We start from the raw sequence: 17,606 nt of genomic DNA, 5'->3' as shown, positions 1-17,606 counted from the left end.
TGCCGATTTTTTACGTTTGCCAGGAGCGCGGCAGATCCGCGCCGGGAAAAATGGACAGGCAGTCGACCAGACACTGCCTGATATCGTGGCCATGCCAGGCGATCATGCGGACGATCAGCATGCCGTCGAAGGACGACAAAGCCGCTTCGCAGCGATCGGCGGAATGCCTCGCCAGGCGTTCGCGCAGTGGTTCGCATAAAGCGTCAGCATCCGGCGCCACATGGATCAAGGTCGCCATGGAGCGCAGGCCCGCGCCCGTCGCTTTGCTCAAGAGCGCCTGAGTGGCGTCGCCGTTCAGGCGCAAACGTTCGGCAAAAATCCGCCGTCCGCCGCGACGCAAGGTCCAGGCCTCGCGCCAATCGATCTCGCGCACGCTTTCGCCCATGGCGGTACGGCCGAGATAGGTCGCCTCGCAGAAGGTCAGCCGCGCCGTGGGCGCCATGTCCACGTCGATGCGCCGCGCCAGTCGCGCTTGGTCGAAAATGATCGTTTCCTGCGGCAGCCAGAACAGTTGTGCATCGCCGTCAAGCCGTAGCGACACGTCGATCCGGGCGACGTCGGCGGCGCTGCGATAAATCTTCTCGGCGGCGACAGTCGAAAGCGCCGTGCGCGTGCCGGCGCCCGCCGTCACTTGCACCTGATAGTGATCGCCGCCGGCGACGCCGCCCGCCACGTTGACGAGAATGGCGTCGAGCCGGTTCAGCCGCTCGCGCGGGAAGCGTATGCGGAAAGCGCCTTCTTCTCTTACGCGCTGCCGGATCGTCATGCCGTTCCGGTTCTGAACGGAAAGATCGATACGTCCGAATGCGCGGATGCCAGCGAGAGGATCGACCGCCTGTTCCGCTTCAGATCGCAATCCGTCTGCGGACATCATCCCCCTCGAGCTCGGCAGCGCCGCCGGCCATGACCACTTCACCACGCTCCATGACGACGAAACGGTCGGCCAGTTCGCGGGCGAAATCGAAATATTGCTCGACAAGCAGGATGGCCATCTTTCCGCTCCGGCGCAAATAGTCAATCGCGCGGCCGATGTCCTTGATGACGGAGGGCTGGATGCCCTCGGTCGGTTCGTCGAGCACCAGAAGTTTCGGCCGCGTCACCAGCGCCCGGCCGATGGCGAGCTGCTGCTGCTGGCCGCCTGAGAGGTCGCCGCCGCGCCGGTGCATCATCTGCCCCAGCACCGGGAAGAGGTCGAAGATTTCGTCGGGAATGTATTTTTCGCCGCGTCCTACGCCGGCAAAGCCGGTCTCGAGATTTTCCTTCACGCTGAGGAGGGGAAAGATTTCGCGGCCCTGCGGTACATAGCCGATACCCCGGCGCGAACGGTCGTAGGGCGCAAGACGCGAAATATCGGCGCCATCGAGTGTGATGCGCCCGGCGCCGATCGGCTGCTGGCCGGTGATGGCGCGCAAAAGCGAGGTCTTGCCGACACCGTTGCGCCCGAGGACACAGGTGACTTGGCCCGTCTCGGCCGCGACCGTTACCGAACGCAGCACTTTCGCCGCGCCGTAGGAAAGATCGATGGAGTCTACCGTCAGCATGCCATTGTTTCCTAGCGTCCGAGATAGACTTCGATGACCCGCTCGTCGCCGGCCACCTTGTCGATGGAACCTTCCGAGAGCACGGAGCCCTCGTGCAGACAGGTGACCTTGCAGTTGAGCGCGCGCACGAAGGCCATGTCGTGTTCGACGACGATGACCGAATGATCCTTGTTGATCTCGGTCAGCAGTTCGGCGGTCAGCTCCGTCTCATGGTCGGTCATGCCAGCCACCGGCTCATCGACCAGCAGAATGGCTGGATCCTGTGCCAGTAGCATGCCGATTTCGAGCCATTGTTTTTGACCATGCGAGATGACGCCGGCCATGCGGTCGCGATGGTCGATCAATCCGGTGGTGGTCAGAATGGCGTCGACCTGGTCCTTATGGACGCGGTTGCGCCAGCCAAAGAGCGAGGCGGTGGCGGTGCGCGGGCCTTTCAGCGCGAGAAGAATATTATCGGCCACCGTATGGCTTTCGAACACGGTCGGTTTCTGGAATTTGCGTCCGATGCCGAGTTCGGCGATGGCGGTTTCGTCCAGTTTGGTCAGATCGTATTTGCCGCGGTCGAAAAGCACCTCGCCCTCGTCCGGTCGCGTCTTGCCGGTAACGATGTCCATCATCGTCGTCTTGCCGGCGCCGTTGGGGCCGATGATCGCCCGCATTTCACCGGGCTCGATGTAAAGCGACAGGCCGCGAATGGCTTTATAGCCGTCGAAGCTGACGCTGACGCCGTCGAGATAGAGCAGGGCCTGGGTTTCGCGGGCTTTCTCGCTGGTCATGACTTCACTCCGCCAGCCGTGGAACGCCGGCTTCCTGCGCGGGTCTTCTTCGCCATTTGCCGGCCAGGTCGTTGAGCGTGCCGACGATGCCCTTGGGCAGCGCCAGGGTGACGCCGATGAAGATCGCGCCGAGCAGGAACAGCCAATAGGGCGCCAGCAAGCCGGTGGTGAAGACCGACTTCATGAAATTGACGAGCACAGCGCCGACGGCGGCACCGACCAAGGTGCCGCGTCCACCGACCGCCACCCAGATCACCGCTTCGATCGAATTGGCCGGCGAGAACTCCGAGGGATTGATGATGCCGACCTGCGGCACGTAGAGTGCACCGGCCAGTCCAGCCATCGCCGCTGACACCGTGAACACCAGCAGCTTGAAGTGCTCGACGCGGTAGCCGAGAAAACGCGTGCGGCTCTCGGCGTCGCGAATGGCGACGAGCACCTTGCCGAAGGAGGTCGTCACCATCCAGCGGCCGATCAGATAGACGAGGATCAGCGTCAGCGCCGTCAGGAAGAACAGGGTGGCGCGCGTGCCCTGCGCCTGCACGTTGAAGCCGAGAATGTCCTTGAAATCAGTCAGACCATTGTTGCCGCCAAAGCCCATGTCGTTGCGGAAGAAGGCGAGTAGCAGCGCGTAGGTCATCGCCTGGGTGATGATGGACAGATAGACACCGGTGACGCGCGAGCGGAAGGCGAGCCAGCCGAAGACGAAGGCGAGCAGTCCCGGCACGAACAGCACCATCAGGAAGGCGAAGGGGAATTTATCGAAACCGTACCAGAACCAGGGCAGCTCCTTCCAATTCAGGAACACCATGAAGTCCGGCAGGGTCGGATTGGCATAGACGCCGCGCGAGCCGATCTGGCGCATCAGATACATGCCCATGGCATAACCGCCGAGCGCGAAGAAGGCGCCGTGGCCGAGCGAGAGAATGCCGCAATAACCCCAAACCAGATCGAGCGAAATGGCGAGGATGGCGTAGCACAGGTATTTGCCGACCAGCGCCATCACATAAGTGGGTACATGCAGAAAGGAGGATTCCGGAATGAACAGATTCGACAGCGGCACGAAAATGGCGACCACCGCCATCACGCCCAGAAAAATCAAACCCATTCCGTCGAAGCGAGAGACGATGGCTTTGGTGATCATGCTTCGACGGCCCTTCCCTTGAGCGCGAACAGACCGCGCGGGCGTTTCTGGATGAACAGGATCAGCAGGACGAGGATGAAAATCTTCGCCAGCACCGCGCCGGCGAAGGGTTCGAGGAATTTATTGGCGACACCGAGCGCCATGGCCGAAACCAAAGTGCCCCACAGATTGCCGACACCGCCGAACACCACGACCATGAAACTGTCGATGATGTAGCTTTGGCCGAGATTGGGCGAGACATTGTCGATCTGCGACAGCGCGACGCCGGCAATGCCGGCAAGACCTGAACCCAGACCAAAGGTCAGAGCGTCGATCATCGGTGTGCGAATGCCCATGGCCCCGGCCATGCGGCGGTTCTGGGTGACGGCGCGCATATAAAGGCCGAGCGACGTCCATTTCAGCGCCGCCAGCAAAGCGAAGAAGACGCAAAGCGTAAAGACGATGATCCACATGCGGCCCCACGTGATGGAGAGGCCCATGAAATCGAAGGCGCCGGACATATAGGACGGCGCGCCGACCTCGCGATTGTTCGGGCCGAAGATCGACCGCACCGCCTGCTGCAGGATCAGGCTGACGCCCCAGGTGGCGAGCAGGGTTTCGAGCGGCCGGCCATAGAGAAAGCGGATGATGCCGCGCTCAATGGCGATGCCGACAAGGCCGGCGACGAGGAAGGCGAGTGGCAAAGCGATGGGAAGCGACCAGTCGAAGAGATGCGGCGCACGCGTGCGGATCAGGTCCTGCACGACGAAGGTCGTATAGGCGCCGATCATCACCATTTCGCCATGCGCCATGTTGATGACGCCCATCACGCCGAAGGTGATGGCGAGACCGATGGCTGCGAGCAGCAGCACCGATCCGAGCGACAGGCCATACCAGACGTTCTGCACATAGCTCAGCATCTTCAGGCGATTTTCGATCGAGGCGACGGCATCATTGGCCATCTGCCGCAGATCGGGCGCTGCCTTGTCGGAAAGCGAGCGCAAGGTGGCGATGGCGCTGATGTCGCCGCGCGCCTTGAGCAGCGCGATGGAATCGATGATGTCGGCACGTGGCGTGTCGGGTTGGCCGAGCAGAATGGCCGCGCGGGCCTCGGAGAACAGTTTCTGCACACCCGCGTCCTGTTCGGCCTTCAAGGCGCTCTCCAGCGCAGGCAAGGCGCTGGTATCGCGCGATTTGAACAATGCGTCGGCGGCGGCGCGGCGTTTCGCCGGATCGGGGGAGAGCAAGGTCAGTGTGCCGAGCGCATTTTCGATGGCGCGGCGCAGGCGGTTGTTGACGCGCACGGTCTGCAAGCCGGCAGGCGCGGCGAGGCTGGCGCCGGTCGCCGCTTCGGTCACCGTGCCGGAGCCGCCGATGTAAATCTTCTTGCTCGCGGGATCGAAGAACAGGCGCGCCGAACCGAGCGCTTCCAGGATCGCCTGGGCATTGGACGCGCCTGAAGCCGCCACTTCATCGATGGCTGTGGCCGTTTCGCTGAAGTCGTCGGCGGCCAGCCGGCTAAATGTCGCCTGGCTGATCTCGGCGCTCAGCGCCGGCGCCAGCGGCGCCGCCCAGAAAATCATCGAAAGGAATGCGGCCAGGAGCCGAGCGTTTCGCAGCATGGACCGGCCTCTTCGCCGCTTGAACTTGCATGAACTTGAAAATCGTGGGGTCCGGCGGCCGCCTGAGGAGGAGGGAAAGCGGCCGCCGGAAGGTGCGTCAGCTGATTAGCTGCCGCACTTATTGGTCTTGACGTTGAAGTTGCCGCACTTCTTGGTCACCCAATCGGCTTCGAGATCCTTCGAACCGTCAAGAAAGTCCGACCAGGCGTCGCCCGGCACCAGATCCTTGGTCTGCCACACCACGTCGAACTGACCATCCTTGCGGATTTCGCCGATCATCACCGGCTTGGTGATGTGGTGGTTGGGAAGCATTTTCGAAATGCCACCGGTCAGGTTCGGCGCTTCGGTGCCCGGCAGCGCGTCGATCACCTTGTCGGGATCGGTGGTGCCGGCCTTTTCGACCGCCTTCACCCACATCTGGAAGCCGATGACATGCGCTTCCATCGGATCGTTGGTGACGCGCTTCGGATTCTTGGTGAAGGCCTGCCACTTCTTGATGAACTCTTCGTTGGCCGGGTTTTTGACCGACTCGAAATAGTTCCAGGCGGCGAGGTGACCGACGAGATTGGACGTGTCGACGCCGACCAGTTCTTCTTCACCGACCGAGAAGGCGACGACGGGAATGTCGGTTGCCTTGATGCCCTGGTTGGCGAGTTCCTTGTAGAACGGCACGTTGGCATCGCCGTTGATGGTCGAAACCACCGCCGTCTTCTTGCCGGCCGAACCGAACTTCTTGATGTCGGAGACGATCGTCTGCCAGTCGGAATGACCGAACGGCGTATAGTTGATCATGATGTCGGCGTCGGCGACGCCCTTCGACTTCAGATAGGCTTCGAGAATCTTGTTGGTCGTGCGCGGATAGACGTAGTCGGTGCCCGCCAGCACCCAGCGCTTCACTTCGCCGCCGTCCTTGCTCATCAGATAGTCGACGGCCGGGATGGCCTGCTGGTTCGGCGCGGCGCCGGTGTAGAATACGTTGCGCTCGCTCTCTTCACCCTCGTACTGCACCGGATAGAAGAGGATGCTGTTGAGCTCCTTGAAAACCGGCAGAACCGACTTGCGGCTCACCGAGGTCCAGCAGCCGAACACGGCGGCGACCTTCTGTTGCGTGATCAGTTCGCGCGCCTTTTCGGCAAAGAGCGGCCAGTTCGAGGCGGGATCGACGACGACGGCTTCGAGTTTCTTGCCGAGGACGCCGCCTTTCTTGTTCTGCTCTTCGATCAGCATCAGCATGACGTCCTTCAGGGTCGTCTCGCTGATCGCCATCGTGCCAGACAAGGAGTGGAGAACGCCGACCTTGATGGTCTCTTGGGCCAACGCGGGTAAGGACGCCGACAACATCATCGCGCTGCCGACGATGCCGGCCAGCATGCCGCGGCGGCCGATCGTGAATGAACTCATGAAGCTCCCCTGTACTGGCTGGATTGCCGGCAAGGGATTCGCAAGCTTTGTGCCAAGCCTTTTTCGATAGGCTAAGCTTCTGAAAATAGAGGGAAGTATCGAATTTTAAGGTGTCATATCGCGGATTGTGACGGTCTGAATCACCGCCTAACTTTTGTGCGTTGCACTGGAATCGAGAGCTGAAAATAGAGGCAGTTTGGCCGCCATGCTGCAATCAACGGCAGCAGATTGCCGAGCGCGGGCGCAGCCTGCCAATGAAACGCGCGCCACGGGTGGTGGCGCGCGCAAATTGTCGTCAATCGATGGATCGGGGGGATCTATCGCAGCGATTAACTGTTCGCTTTCGCCTCGCGGCGGCGGGCGTGCAGGATGAATTCGGTATAGCCGTTGGGCTGCGCCGTGCCCTTGAAGACGAGGTCGCAGGCAGCCTTGAAGGCGACGCCGTCATAGCTGGGCGCCATCGGCTTATAGAGCGGGTCGCCGGCATTCTGCCGATCGACCACGGTCGCCATGCGCTTCATCGTCTCCATCACCTGCGCTTCCTTGACGATGCCGTGCTGCAGCCAATTGGCGATATGCTGGCTGGAGATACGCAGCGTCGCGCGATCTTCCATCAGGCCGACATCGTGAATGTCGGGCACTTTCGAACAGCCGACGCCCTGGTCGATCCAGCGCACCACATAGCCGAGAATGCCCTGCGCATTGTTGTCGATTTCCTGCTGCACCGCTTCCGGCGAGAAGTTCGACTGCGACACCGGCACGGTGAGGATGTCGTCGAGCTTGGCGGGCGCGCGCTTGGCCAGCTCCTCCTGCTTGGCCGCCACATTCACTTGCAGATAGTGCAGGGCATGCAGGGTGGCGGCCGTCGGTGAGGGCACCCAGGCCGTATTGGCGCCGGCATTGGGGTGGCCGATCTTCTGCACCAGCATGTCGGCCATCCGGTCGGGCATGGCCCACATGCCCTTGCCGATCTGCGCCTTGCCGCGCAAACCCTGCGCCAGGCCGACGTCGACATTGTTGTCCTCGTAAGCCTTGATCCAGGCCATGTTGCGCATTTCGTTCTTGCGCACCATCGGACCGGCATACATGGAGGTGTGGATTTCATCGCCGGTGCGATCGAGGAAGCCCGTGTTGATGAACACGACGCGTTCGCCGGCGGCCTGAATGCAGGCGGCGAGATTGATCGTCGTGCGCCGCTCTTCATCCATGATGCCGATCTTCACCGTATTGCGGGGAAGACCGAGCATGTCTTCGACGCGCGAGAAGATTTCGCTGGTGAAGGCCACTTCCTCGGGCCCATGCATTTTCGGTTTGACGATATAGATCGAGCCGGCGCGGCTGTTGCGCAGGCCGCCCTTGCCGATGATGTCATGCTTGGCGATCAGCACGCTGACGGCGGCATCGAGCAGGCCTTCGGGAATTTCGTTGCCGCTGCCGTCGAGCACCGCATCGGTATACATGTGATGGCCGACATTGCGGATCAGCATCAGGCTGCGCCCATGCAAAGTGAGCGTGCCGCCGGCGGGCTTGGTGAAGCTGCGATCCTTGTGCAGGGCGCGGGTGATGGTCTTGCCGCCCTTTTCGAGGTCGGCGGTCAACGTGCCTTTCATCAGGCCGAGCCAGTTGCGGTAGATCTCGGTCTTGTCCTGCGCATCGACGGCGGCGACCGAATCCTCCATGTCCATGATGGTGGAAATGGCCGCTTCCATAACGATGTCGGCGACGCCGGCCGCGTCGCTCTTGCCGATCAGATGATTGCGGTCGATGACGATTTCCAGATGCAGGCCGTTCTTGGCCAAAAGGATCGAGGTCGGCGCGTCGGCCGGCCCGGCATAGCCGACGAATTGCGCCGGATTGGCGAGCGCGGTCGCGCTGCCATTGTCGATGACGATGGCCAGTTGTCCGTCGACCACCTTATAGCCGGTGGCCTCCTTGTGCGAGCCGATGGCCAGCGGCGCCGCCTGATCGAGAATTTCGCGGCCCTTGGCGATGACCTTGGCACCGCGCACCGGATTGTAGCCTTTGCCGGCTTCCGCGCCGCCGTCCGAGGGAATGGCATCGGTGCCATAGAGCGCGTCATAGAGCGAACCCCAGCGCGCATTGGCGGCGTTCAAGGCATAGCGGGCGTTGGAGACGGGCACGACGAGCTGCGGCCCGGCGATACGGGCGATTTCGTCGTCGACCTTGGACGTCTCGACGGGCTTGGCCGCCGGTGCCGGCAGCAGATAGCCGATCTCCTTGAGGAAGGCGACATAGGCGGCCTGATCGTGCGGCTTGCCGGCTCGCGCCTTATGCCATTGGTCGATCTTGGCTTGCAGGTCATCGCGGCGGGCGAGCAGAGCCTTGTTGCGCGGCGCGAGATCCCGGACGAGCCCAGCCAGTCCCTGCCAGAAAGCGTCGAGCTCCACCCCCGTATCGGCGATGGCCTCCTTGGCGATGAAATCCGCCAAAACCGTATCGACCTTCAAGCCGGCAATGTCCTTACGCGCCATATCTTCCTGCTCCTACCCAGGGGTCAGAACCCCAAGTTCCTATTCTTGCCCATATTATGGAAAGCGGCGCATCTGTCGATGGGCCGCAACTCTTTCAAAATATCTTGCAAAATGCTGTTTCAGGGTATCTTCGGCAACACAACCGCGAGGCGGTACAAGCGGGCCGCGAACGGCTATGTTGACCACCCTCGAATCGGGCCAAACGCCTCAAGGAGAGCCCGAAAAGGAAGATCACTGGGACACCGCCAAGGAAAAGTCATGGCTAAACGACAAAGCATTTATTCCGACAGTTTCGCGCATCAAAATCCCATTCCCGCCGCCTGCCGGATGGGCAATCTGGTGATGACCGGCATCATCACCGGCATCGATCACGCCAACCCCCCGGGCTCGATGGAAGAGCAATGCGAACTGATGTTCGCGCGTATCCCTGAGGTGATGAAGGCGGCCGGCGGCGATACGAGCAACATCGTCAAGCTCAGCATCGGCATCCACGATGTGTCGCAACGCTCGGCGCTCAACAAGCTATGGACGCAGATGTTTCCCGATCCGGCCAACCGGCCGGTGCGCCAGACCACCCAAGTGGTGATGGACGGCGGCAAACTCGTGCAATGTGACATCGTCGCTTGGATGGACTGACCGGCACCGGCATATTGGCAAACAAAAACCCCGGCGCTGGCGCCGGGGTTTCTTTTTAAGTCTGGCGACCTGCTTATTCCTGGAACGCATCCTCGCGCGTCCTGCGGAACGACGGCAGCACGATGATCGCGATCAACGCCGCCGACATCAACAGCAGCACCAGCGAGATCGGACGCTCGACGAAAATGCTGGGGCTGCCGAACGACAGCACCATCGAGCGGCGCAGGTTTTCTTCCATCAGCGGGCCCAGCACGAAACCGAGCAGGAAGGGCGCGCATTCGCAGCCGAGCTTGTTGAACGTGTAGCCGAGCAGAGCGATGCCGGCCATCATGATCACCAGGAACGTACTGGAACTGACAGCATAGGCGCCGACGCAGCACAGGATCAGGATGCAGGGGAACAGCAGCCGGTATGGCACTTTCAACAGCGCCACCCACAAGCCGATCAGCGGCAGGTTGATGATCACCAGCATCAGATTGCCGACCCACATCGAGGCGATCATGCCCCAGAACAGGGTCGGCCGTTCCGTCAGCAGGGCGGTGCCGGGCGCGATGCCCTGGATCATCATCGCGCCGACCATGACCGCCATCACCGGCGTCGAGGGAATGCCCAACGTCAGCAGCGGAATGAACGATGTCTGCGCGCCGGCATTGTTGGCCGATTCCGGACCGGCGACGCCTTCCACCGCGCCCTTGCCGAACATGGCGCGCGATTTGGAGATCTTCTTCTCCAGCGTATAGCTGGCGAAGGAGGCGAGCACCGCGCCACCGCCCGGCAGAATGCCCAAGAACGAGCCGATGATCGTGCCGCGCAGCGCCGCCGGCACCGCCAGCTTGGCTTCCTCGCGGGTCGGCCACAGGCTTTCGATCTTCTGGGTCTGACTGCGATCTTCGGCGCGCTTTTCCAGATTACCCATCATTTCGGCGAAACCGAACAGGCCCATGGCCAGCGGCACGAAGTCGATGCCGTCATAAAGTTCGGATACGCCGAAGGTGAAGCGCGTCACGCCAGCCTGCGTATCCGTGCCGACGAGGCCGAACAGCAGGCCAAGGATGACCATCGCCACCGCCTTGATGACCGAGCCGTGCGCCAGAACCACGGCGGCGACGAGGCCAAAGAGCATCAGCGAGAAATATTCCGGCGAGCGGAATTTCTCGGCAAAGCCCGCCAGCACCGGCGCGAAAGCGGCGATCACCAGCGTGCCGACGCAGCCGGCGAAGAACGAACCCAGCGCCGCGATGGTCAGCGCCGCGCCGGCACGGCCGCGCCGCGCCATCTGATAGCCGTCGATACAGGTGATGACCGATGAAGTCTCACCGGGCAGATTCACGAGGATGGCCGTGGTCGAACCACCATATTGCGCGCCGTAATAGATGCCGGCGAGCATGATCAGCGATGACAGCGGATCGAGGCCGAAGGTGATCGGCAGCAGCATGGCGATCGTCGCGATCGGGCCGATACCCGGCAGCACGCCGATCAGCGTACCGAGCAGACAACCGATCAGGCAGAACAACAGGTTGGCCGGCGTGATCGCCGCGCCGAAACCCGTAGCGAGGTTGGCGAACATATCCATGTTCAGAAGCTCCAGGCCCACGCCGGCATGGCTTGGCCGAGCAGCTTGATGAACAGCAGAACGGAGAAAATGGCTGCGCCGACGCCGAGCGCGACAGCCTCTTTCCAGCGGATTTCTGTGCTTGCCATGGAGGCAACCAGAGTGACGATGAAAATCGTCGGTGCCAGGCCAACCCGTTCGATCAGAAGACCGAACAGCACGATGGCGAGCAGGATGAAGAATTGCGGCCGCAACTGGCCGCGTGCGATGGCCGTACCATCAACCGCCATGCCGCGCACCACGATAATGGCACCGAGCCCGACGACGATCCAGGCGAGCACGGTCGGCAGAAAGCCCGGTCCCATACGGGTTACCGTGCCAAACGCATAGCTCTGGCCGAGATACAGCGCCAAGGCGCCGAAGCAGATGAAAAGGACGCCAGCCCAGAAATCCTGGGGGCTTTTCACGCGTAACATTATTTCTCTCCCGAGACGTGTCCCACCATTTTATGTGGTCTCCGTACGCCGGAGCCACCTTTTGCGCCAGATCAAATTTTGATCCGGCGTGCGATGCAATTGTTGTTCAGCAAGTCTGATTGAGGTGTCTTACTCCGGTTTAGCTGGCGGCGCGTTTCTTGCCGTTCTCGTCGAAGTCCCCTGTCTCGCTGGCGTCGTTCAGCTGGGGTATGTCGGCCTCTGTCATCATCAGAGGCTCCGTATAGCCCACTGTCGGACGCAGCGTGCGCAGCAAGGTGGCCAGGACTTTGCGGAAATCCTCCTGGGCGGTGGGCGTCATCCACTCCAGCACGTCGGATTCCACTTGGGCAGCGATCACCGTGCATTGCTGCAGGATGTCGCGTCCCACCGGCGACAAGCGCATTTTCAGAATGCGGCGGTTGTCTTCGCTCACCGAACGCTCGATGAGCCCGCGCCGTAACATATTGGCGACAATCTGATTCATCGTCTGCGGCGTGACGAAGAAACGCCGCGCCAATTCGGCGGATGACAGGCCGGAATAGCGGTCGAGCAGGCCGAGGATGGTGAATTGCAGGCCGGTGATGTTGAGGCCACGGAATTCATTCTCAAGTCGCAGGCGCAGCGCCTGGCCGGCTTGATGCAGCAGATAAATCGTGCTGGGAATTTGCTCTTGCACGGGTTGGCTGGCTCCTTGACGCCGTCTATCGCTCAGACCTAAGGGACCCTTATATAAAACACTGGGCTGAGGTTCAAGATGACGGGGCTGGAGCGAAAAAGCCAGCGCTAACCGCAATAAGGGCCGCCCTGCGGCTCGAAGGGAGGAAAGAGATGAGGCGTGTTCTCGCGGTTATGGCCGGTCTGCTGTCGTTATGTACGTCTGTCGTGGCGCAAACGCCGCCGCCAACCCCATCGGACGCGGAATGGGCCAAGGTGATCGCGGCCGCCAAGAAGGAAGGCAGTGTCGTCGTCTATTCCGGCTACGTCTCGCCCAATACGCATAAGGCGATCGGCGATGCGTTTGAGAAAGCCTATGGCATCAAGGTCGAATATTTCATGGCGCGCGGTGGCGAGCTGCGCGAGCGACTGCGTATCGAGCAGTCGACAGGTCGTTTTCTCGCCGATGTGTCGCATAACGCCCTGAGTCAGACCTGGGGGGCGAATCGGGTCGAGAATTCGCTGGTGCCCCATGGCGGCCTGCCCGATGCCAAAAGACTGAAGCCGGAATTTGCGGCCCGCGCCGACGATACGGTGATCCCGATCTTCACCATCAACTACGGCTTCCTGATCAACGCCAATATGGTGAAGCCGGAAGACCAGCCGAAGGGCTGGCGCGATCTGCTCGATCCGAAATGGAAGGGCAAGATTTTGAGCGACGATCCGCGTGCGTCCGGCGGTGGCCGCGTCATGTTTCACATGACCTATGACAAATGGGGCGCCGAATTCCACGAAAAGCTTGCGGCGCAGGAGCTTGTCTTCGTGCGCGATTATAACGAAGCGACCCGGCGCGTTGCCCGCGGCGAATATCCGATCTATATTCCCTTGATCCTGGGCGATTATGCCAAGATCAAACCGCTGCCGGTGCGTTACGTGATCCCTGAGGAAGGCGTCACCTATGGTTCCTATGGCGTGGGGATATTCCGCAACGCGCCGCACCCCAATGCGGCGCGCCTGCTCGCCAATTTCTATTTCTCCGACACGGCGCAGGCGGTCTACGCGCGCGACGGTCACGGCATCGTCATCTCCGATCTGAAGGAGAAGCTCGATCCGGAGCTGGAGAAATTGTCAGAAGCCAAGCCGCTCGTGCCCGAGGATTTCTCGCGCATTCAAGACATGTTCGATCGCGCCAAAGCGATCTACAAATAACGATCCAAGTTAGGCGCTGGCCGGCAATACGTCGGCCAGCACTTCATCGGTCGTGCGGACATCACCGAAGCTCTGGTAGAACGAGGTGAGGCCGACCATGTGGTCTTCCGGGTAGCGCGCGCCATTGGCATCCGCCACCATGATCACCTTGTAGTCGAGCATCATGGCGTCGCGCGCCGCGCTTTCGCAGCACATATTGGTCGCCGTGCCGGTGACGATCAGGCTGTCGATGCCGCGCGCCCGCAGCGTTGCATGCAGGTCGGACGCGCCCTCGACGAACGGGCTGAAGCGGTTCTTATAAGTGACCGTGTCGTCTGGCTTGATGTCGAGATCCTTGTGGAAATCGTGGCCGGGATGGCCGGGCGACAACTGGTCGCGGTGGTTGGCGCCTTTCTCGGCCGTGAAAAAATAATCGTGATAGACCGGCCAATGGCTGCTGCCTTTTTCGCCCGCCGTCATGCCCACCCAGAAGACCTGACCGCCCACTGCACGAAGGCGCTGCGCCAGCCGGTTGATGTTGGGAATGATGCCCACGACCGAGGCGATTTCGCCGACATAGAAATTCTGCATGTCGATGACGAGCAGCGCCGTCTTGCGGGGATCGAAGCGATCGTAAACGGTCAGCTTGCCGCGCTTCGCCATCACCCGGTCGATCACATATTGCGGAAATCCATACGGGGTGCCCAACGGGGTGCTCATGCGCGTGCTCCAGAGATCATGCCAATCGACCGCTCCGCGGCGATCCGCATTCAGGCTTTTCATTATTTCGGCGATCGATACAATAGCAGGAACCCTGAAATAGCAGGGCGGGGGTGCCGGCATCAAAGTCCGGCAGTAACAGAGAGGGGAGGAAAATGCAGGACATCTCAAGGCGTAAGGTGTTGGTCGGCGCGGGGAGCGCAGCCTTGGCCGTTTCGAGCGGCTTGACCGGAGCGGCGGCGCAACAATACCCGTCGCAGAATATCACGGTGGTCTGTGCTTTTCCGCCGGGCAGCGGTGCCGACGTGCTGGTGCGCTATTTCGCCGAGGAGCTGCGCAAGAAGTCCGGCCGCACGACGATCGTTGAAAACCGGGTCGGCGCCGCCGGCAATATCGCCGCCGAATATACGGTCCGCGCCAAGCCGGACGGCTATACGATGTTCATTCATGCCGGCAGTTCCACCGCCGCCAACTATCACCTGTTCAAAAAGCCGCCGATCAATCCGGCCAAGGAGCTGCAGGTGGCGGCGACGCTGAACCAGCAGCCGTTCATGGTCGTGGTTTCGGTCAACAGCCCTCATAAGACCTTCAAGGAACTCACCGCCGCCATGCTGCAGAAGGGCGACAAGGCGAGCTATGCCCAGTCCAACACCACCGGCAAGGTGATGGGCGAACTCTATAAGACGGCGACCGGCATCAAGGCGCTGGAAATTCCCTACCGCACCACCGCCGACAGTCTCAACGATTTCGCCAGCGGCGCCGTCGACTACGGCATGATGGATCCGCAATCCTCCATGGCCAACACCTCTGCCGGCCGTTGGCGCATGCTGGCGGTCTCGACCGAGAAGCGCATGCAGGCCGTGCCCGATCTGCCGACCATGACCGAGGAAGGCGTGCCCGGCGTCGAACTCTTTGGCTGGTTTGCCGTGATGCTGCCGGCCGCGACCCCGAAGCCGATCATCGACCAGATCAACGCCTGGTTTAAGGACATCGTCGCGACGCCGGAAACCAAGAAATTCCTCAACACCAATGGCGGCGATCCCTGGATCACCACGCCCGAACAAGGCCAGGCGCAATTGGTGAAGGATCAACAGGCTTGGGAAGGCTATGTGAAGGCTGCGAAGATCGAGCCGCAATAGCCAGTTGATTCACGTCTTCGACCGCCCGATTGAGCCGGCGCGCTCGAAAAAACCTATGGGATCAATCGATTGATTGCCGGCGTTCAACGCCAGGGAAACGAGAGGGGAAAAATGCAAGATATATCAAGGCGCAACATGCTGATTGGCGCGGGAAGTGCCGCGTTGGCTGCATCTGGTGGCGTCACCGGGGCGGCGGCGCAACAATTCCCGTCGCAGAATTTCCTGGTGGTCTGCGCTTTTCCGCCCGGTAGCGGCGCCGACATACCGGTGCGTTATTTCGCCGAGGAATTACGCAAGAAATCCGGCCGCACGACGATCGTTGAAAACCGGGTCGGCGCCGCCGGCAATATCGCTGCCGAATACGTGGTCCGGGCCAAGCCGGACGGTTATACGATGCTGATCCACGCCGGCAGCTCCACCGCCGCCAACTTCCATCTGTTCAAGAAGCCGCCGATCAATCCGGCTAAGGAACTGCAGGTGGTGACGACGCTCAATCAGCAGCCGTTCATGGTCGTGGTCTCGGTCAACAGCCCGTACAAAACCTTTAAAGAACTCACCGCCGCCATGCTTAAAAAGGGCGAAAAGGCGAGCTATGCCCAATCCAACACCACCGGCAAGGTGATGGGCGAACTCTATAAGGTGGCGACCGGCATCAAGGCGCTGGAAATTCCCTATCGCACCACCGCCGACAGTCTCAATGATTTCGCCAGCGGTGCCGTCGATTATGGCATGATGGATCCCATATCCTCGATGGCCAACACGGCCGCCGGCCGCTGGCGCATGCTGGCCGTCTCGACCGAGAGGCGCATGAACGCCGTGCCCGATCTGCCGACCATGACCGAGGAAGGCGTACCTGGTGTTGAATTGTTTGGTTGGTTCGCCGTCATGGTGCCCGCGGCGACACCGCGCCCGGTGGTCGATCAGCTCAATACCTGGTTCCGCGAAATCGTCGCGACGCCCGAGACCAAGGAATTTCTTACCAAGTTTGGTGGCGATCCCTGGAGCAGCACGCCCGAACAAGGCCAGGCACAACTGTTGAAAGACCAGCAGGATTGGGAACGCTACGTGAAAGCGGCGAAGATCGAGCCGCAATAATTCGACGGTTGTGATCCGTCTGGTTTGATGACATCGAAGCGCGGAAGGCTGCGGCTTCGGTGTCATCCCTGATGTCGGCGCAGCAGCTTGACTTCGGGGACAGAGGGATGACGGATCGGCGGATGGGCAAAGCCACGGCAGTGGGCGCAGCCGCGATTGCTTTTTGGTCAGGGCTGGCGCTTCTCGCCGTGGGCGCCAAGGGAATACCGCCGTTTGAATTGCTGGCGCTGAGTTTCGGCGTGGCCTTCCTGGCGGGGCTTGTCGTGTTGGCCATCAGAGGTCGCAGCGCGCTGGCCCTCTTGCGACAACCGGTCGAAGCCTGGATCACTGCTTTTCTTGCCATCTTTTTTTATCATGCGCTCTATTTCTTTGCTCTGGCCACCATCCCTCCCGTGCAGGCCAGTCTCATCAACTATCTCTGGCCTCTGCTGATCGTTCTGCTTGCGGCGCTGGCCCCCTGCGGCGAGCGTCTTCACATGCGACATGTCGTTGGCGCGATCCTGGGGCTTGGCGGCGCCACGCTCATCCTTGCCGACCAGACGACGGAGCCGCAACTCGTTGGTGGCATCGCCGGCTATCTGGCGGCGGCCGGCTGCGCGGTCATCTGGTCGGTCTATTCCGTATTCAATCATCGCTTCGCGCATGTCCCGAGCGAAATGCTGATTGGCGTGTGCGGCGGCGTCGCGCTCGCCGGCGGCATCGTTCATGCGGCGTTCGAGAGCACGGTCTGGCCGACGACCCAGCAGGCGCTTGCGATCCTGCTGCTGGGAATTGGCCCGACGGGCCTGGCCTTCCTGGCGTGGGACCATGCCACCAAGCACGGCAACCTGCCGCTACTCGGCGCCCTGTCCTATTTCGCGCCGCTCCTCTCGACCCTGCTTCTCATTGTGGCCGGCTATGCGCCGGCCACTCTTCTCGTAGGTCTCTCCGCTCTTTTGATCGTCGTCGGCGCTCTCCTCGCCAGCGCGCGTCGGAGCACAACGGTCAGGCCAGAGGCGACATCGAACTGATCCTGAACGGTTTGACGCGCCGCCGCAGATCGCTGCGCGGCGGCGCGCGGAAATAACGAAGCGCGACCCTTGATCTCAACCGGCGAGGCGAATATCTCCAGCGCCCTTGCGGTGCGCTGGACACGGGTCCGTTTCCTGCTGCCATATCCTGACATTGTGTTGGCTGAAACAGTCAGCCTTG

The 17,606-nt window shown here is 61.4% G+C and carries 16 protein-coding genes; 5 read left to right on the top strand and 11 right to left on the bottom strand.

The features are described from left to right. Window positions 1-10: 10 nt before the first annotated feature. From OIM99_RS04830 to OIM99_RS04800, 7 genes are all read right to left on the bottom strand, one after another. Window positions 11-871: an urease accessory protein UreD gene (locus OIM99_RS04830; protein WP_311849193.1), complete on the bottom strand. Its 861-nt coding sequence runs from the start codon at window positions 869-871 to the stop codon at window positions 11-13. Beyond that, window positions 846-1,541: an urea ABC transporter ATP-binding subunit UrtE gene (gene urtE, locus OIM99_RS04825; RefSeq protein WP_311849192.1), complete on the bottom strand. Its 696-nt coding sequence runs from the start codon at window positions 1,539-1,541 to the stop codon at window positions 846-848. The genes OIM99_RS04830 and urtE overlap by 26 nt, the downstream gene beginning before the upstream one ends. A gap of 11 nt (window positions 1,542-1,552) precedes the next feature. Further along, window positions 1,553-2,317, bottom strand: a complete 765-nt coding sequence (gene urtD / locus OIM99_RS04820) for an urea ABC transporter ATP-binding protein UrtD (protein WP_311849191.1) — start codon at window positions 2,315-2,317, stop codon at window positions 1,553-1,555. Between the two features lie 4 nt (window positions 2,318-2,321). After that, on the bottom strand, window positions 2,322-3,461 hold the full coding sequence (gene urtC, locus OIM99_RS04815) for an urea ABC transporter permease subunit UrtC (RefSeq protein WP_311849190.1): 1,140 nt from the start codon (window positions 3,459-3,461) through the stop codon (window positions 2,322-2,324). Further along, complete coding sequence (gene urtB, locus OIM99_RS04810) at window positions 3,458-5,062, bottom strand: urea ABC transporter permease subunit UrtB (protein ID WP_409371471.1); 1,605 nt, start codon at window positions 5,060-5,062, stop codon at window positions 3,458-3,460. The genes urtC and urtB overlap by 4 nt, the downstream gene beginning before the upstream one ends. 105 nt (window positions 5,063-5,167) lie before the next feature. After that, window positions 5,168-6,433: an urea ABC transporter substrate-binding protein gene (gene urtA / locus OIM99_RS04805; protein WP_311850350.1), complete on the bottom strand. Its 1,266-nt coding sequence runs from the start codon at window positions 6,431-6,433 to the stop codon at window positions 5,168-5,170. Between the two features lie 359 nt (window positions 6,434-6,792). Further along, window positions 6,793-8,955 (bottom strand): malate synthase G, encoded by a 2,163-nt coding sequence (locus OIM99_RS04800; protein WP_311849189.1) that lies wholly within the window; start codon window positions 8,953-8,955, stop codon window positions 6,793-6,795. 258 nt (window positions 8,956-9,213) lie between these two features. Between OIM99_RS04800 and OIM99_RS04795 the strand changes: the two genes are divergently transcribed. After that, window positions 9,214-9,591 carry a RidA family protein gene (locus OIM99_RS04795; protein WP_311849188.1) on the top strand — a complete coding sequence of 126 codons (378 nt, stop codon included), beginning with the start codon at window positions 9,214-9,216 and terminating at the stop codon, window positions 9,589-9,591. Between the two features lie 73 nt (window positions 9,592-9,664). On the opposite strand, the gene OIM99_RS04790 is transcribed toward OIM99_RS04795, so the two are convergent. From OIM99_RS04790 to OIM99_RS04780, 3 genes are all read right to left on the bottom strand, one after another. Further along, window positions 9,665-11,164: a tripartite tricarboxylate transporter permease gene (locus OIM99_RS04790; RefSeq protein WP_311849187.1), complete on the bottom strand. Its 1,500-nt coding sequence runs from the start codon at window positions 11,162-11,164 to the stop codon at window positions 9,665-9,667. A gap of 2 nt (window positions 11,165-11,166) precedes the next feature. After that, the gene (locus tag OIM99_RS04785) at window positions 11,167-11,619 is read right to left on the bottom strand and encodes a tripartite tricarboxylate transporter TctB family protein (RefSeq protein ID WP_311849186.1); all 453 of its coding nucleotides are present in this window, start codon (window positions 11,617-11,619) and stop codon (window positions 11,167-11,169) included. Window positions 11,620-11,758: 139 nt separating this feature from the next. Beyond that, window positions 11,759-12,295, bottom strand: a complete 537-nt coding sequence (locus tag OIM99_RS04780; RefSeq protein ID WP_311849185.1) for a MarR family transcriptional regulator — start codon at window positions 12,293-12,295, stop codon at window positions 11,759-11,761. A gap of 152 nt (window positions 12,296-12,447) precedes the next feature. Between OIM99_RS04780 and OIM99_RS04775 the strand changes: the two genes are divergently transcribed. Further along, window positions 12,448-13,482 carry an extracellular solute-binding protein gene (locus tag OIM99_RS04775; protein ID WP_311849184.1) on the top strand — a complete coding sequence of 345 codons (1,035 nt, stop codon included), beginning with the start codon at window positions 12,448-12,450 and terminating at the stop codon, window positions 13,480-13,482. Between the two features lie 9 nt (window positions 13,483-13,491). On the opposite strand, the gene OIM99_RS04770 is transcribed toward OIM99_RS04775, so the two are convergent. Continuing rightward, window positions 13,492-14,181 (bottom strand): cysteine hydrolase, encoded by a 690-nt coding sequence (locus tag OIM99_RS04770; RefSeq protein ID WP_311849183.1) that lies wholly within the window; start codon window positions 14,179-14,181, stop codon window positions 13,492-13,494. A 206-nt stretch (window positions 14,182-14,387) separates the two neighbouring features. Between OIM99_RS04770 and OIM99_RS04765 the strand changes: the two genes are divergently transcribed. From OIM99_RS04765 to OIM99_RS04755, 3 genes are all read left to right on the top strand, one after another. After that, window positions 14,388-15,320 carry a tripartite tricarboxylate transporter substrate binding protein gene (locus OIM99_RS04765; protein ID WP_311849182.1) on the top strand — a complete coding sequence of 311 codons (933 nt, stop codon included), beginning with the start codon at window positions 14,388-14,390 and terminating at the stop codon, window positions 15,318-15,320. 111 nt (window positions 15,321-15,431) lie between these two features. Beyond that, the gene (locus tag OIM99_RS04760) at window positions 15,432-16,415 is read left to right on the top strand and encodes a tripartite tricarboxylate transporter substrate binding protein (RefSeq protein WP_311849181.1); all 984 of its coding nucleotides are present in this window, start codon (window positions 15,432-15,434) and stop codon (window positions 16,413-16,415) included. A 107-nt stretch (window positions 16,416-16,522) separates the two neighbouring features. Further along, window positions 16,523-17,425, top strand: coding sequence for an EamA family transporter (locus tag OIM99_RS04755; protein ID WP_311849180.1), 903 nt, complete (start codon window positions 16,523-16,525; stop codon window positions 17,423-17,425). Window positions 17,426-17,606: the final 181 nt, after the last annotated feature.

Source organism: Methylocella sp. CPCC 101449 (assembly GCF_031921685.1).
Lineage (GTDB): Bacteria > Pseudomonadota > Alphaproteobacteria > Rhizobiales > Beijerinckiaceae > Terripilifer.
Note: the sequence above shows the minus strand (reverse complement) of the source record. Positions and strands in the feature narration are given on the sequence as shown.

Coding starts and splice junctions, on each gene's coding strand:
- urtB (WP_409371471.1), bottom strand. CDS start 5,062: ATGCTGCGAAACGCTCGGCTCCTGGCCGCATTCCTTTCGATGATTTTC.
- OIM99_RS04790 (WP_311849187.1), bottom strand. CDS start 11,164: ATGGATATGTTCGCCAACCTCGCTACGGGTTTCGGCGCGGCGATCACG.
- OIM99_RS04830 (WP_311849193.1), bottom strand. CDS start 871: ATGTCCGCAGACGGATTGCGATCTGAAGCGGAACAGGCGGTCGATCCT.
- OIM99_RS04760 (WP_311849181.1), top strand. CDS start 15,432: ATGCAAGATATATCAAGGCGCAACATGCTGATTGGCGCGGGAAGTGCC.
- OIM99_RS04800 (WP_311849189.1), bottom strand. CDS start 8,955: ATGGCGCGTAAGGACATTGCCGGCTTGAAGGTCGATACGGTTTTGGCG.
- OIM99_RS04770 (WP_311849183.1), bottom strand. CDS start 14,181: ATGAGCACCCCGTTGGGCACCCCGTATGGATTTCCGCAATATGTGATC.
- OIM99_RS04785 (WP_311849186.1), bottom strand. CDS start 11,619: ATGTTACGCGTGAAAAGCCCCCAGGATTTCTGGGCTGGCGTCCTTTTC.
- urtD (WP_311849191.1), bottom strand. CDS start 2,317: ATGACCAGCGAGAAAGCCCGCGAAACCCAGGCCCTGCTCTATCTCGAC.
- OIM99_RS04755 (WP_311849180.1), top strand. CDS start 16,523: ATGACGGATCGGCGGATGGGCAAAGCCACGGCAGTGGGCGCAGCCGCG.
- urtE (WP_311849192.1), bottom strand. CDS start 1,541: ATGCTGACGGTAGACTCCATCGATCTTTCCTACGGCGCGGCGAAAGTG.
- urtC (WP_311849190.1), bottom strand. CDS start 3,461: ATGATCACCAAAGCCATCGTCTCTCGCTTCGACGGAATGGGTTTGATT.
- OIM99_RS04775 (WP_311849184.1), top strand. CDS start 12,448: ATGAGGCGTGTTCTCGCGGTTATGGCCGGTCTGCTGTCGTTATGTACG.
- OIM99_RS04795 (WP_311849188.1), top strand. CDS start 9,214: ATGGCTAAACGACAAAGCATTTATTCCGACAGTTTCGCGCATCAAAAT.
- urtA (WP_311850350.1), bottom strand. CDS start 6,433: ATGCTGGCCGGCATCGTCGGCAGCGCGATGATGTTGTCGGCGTCCTTA.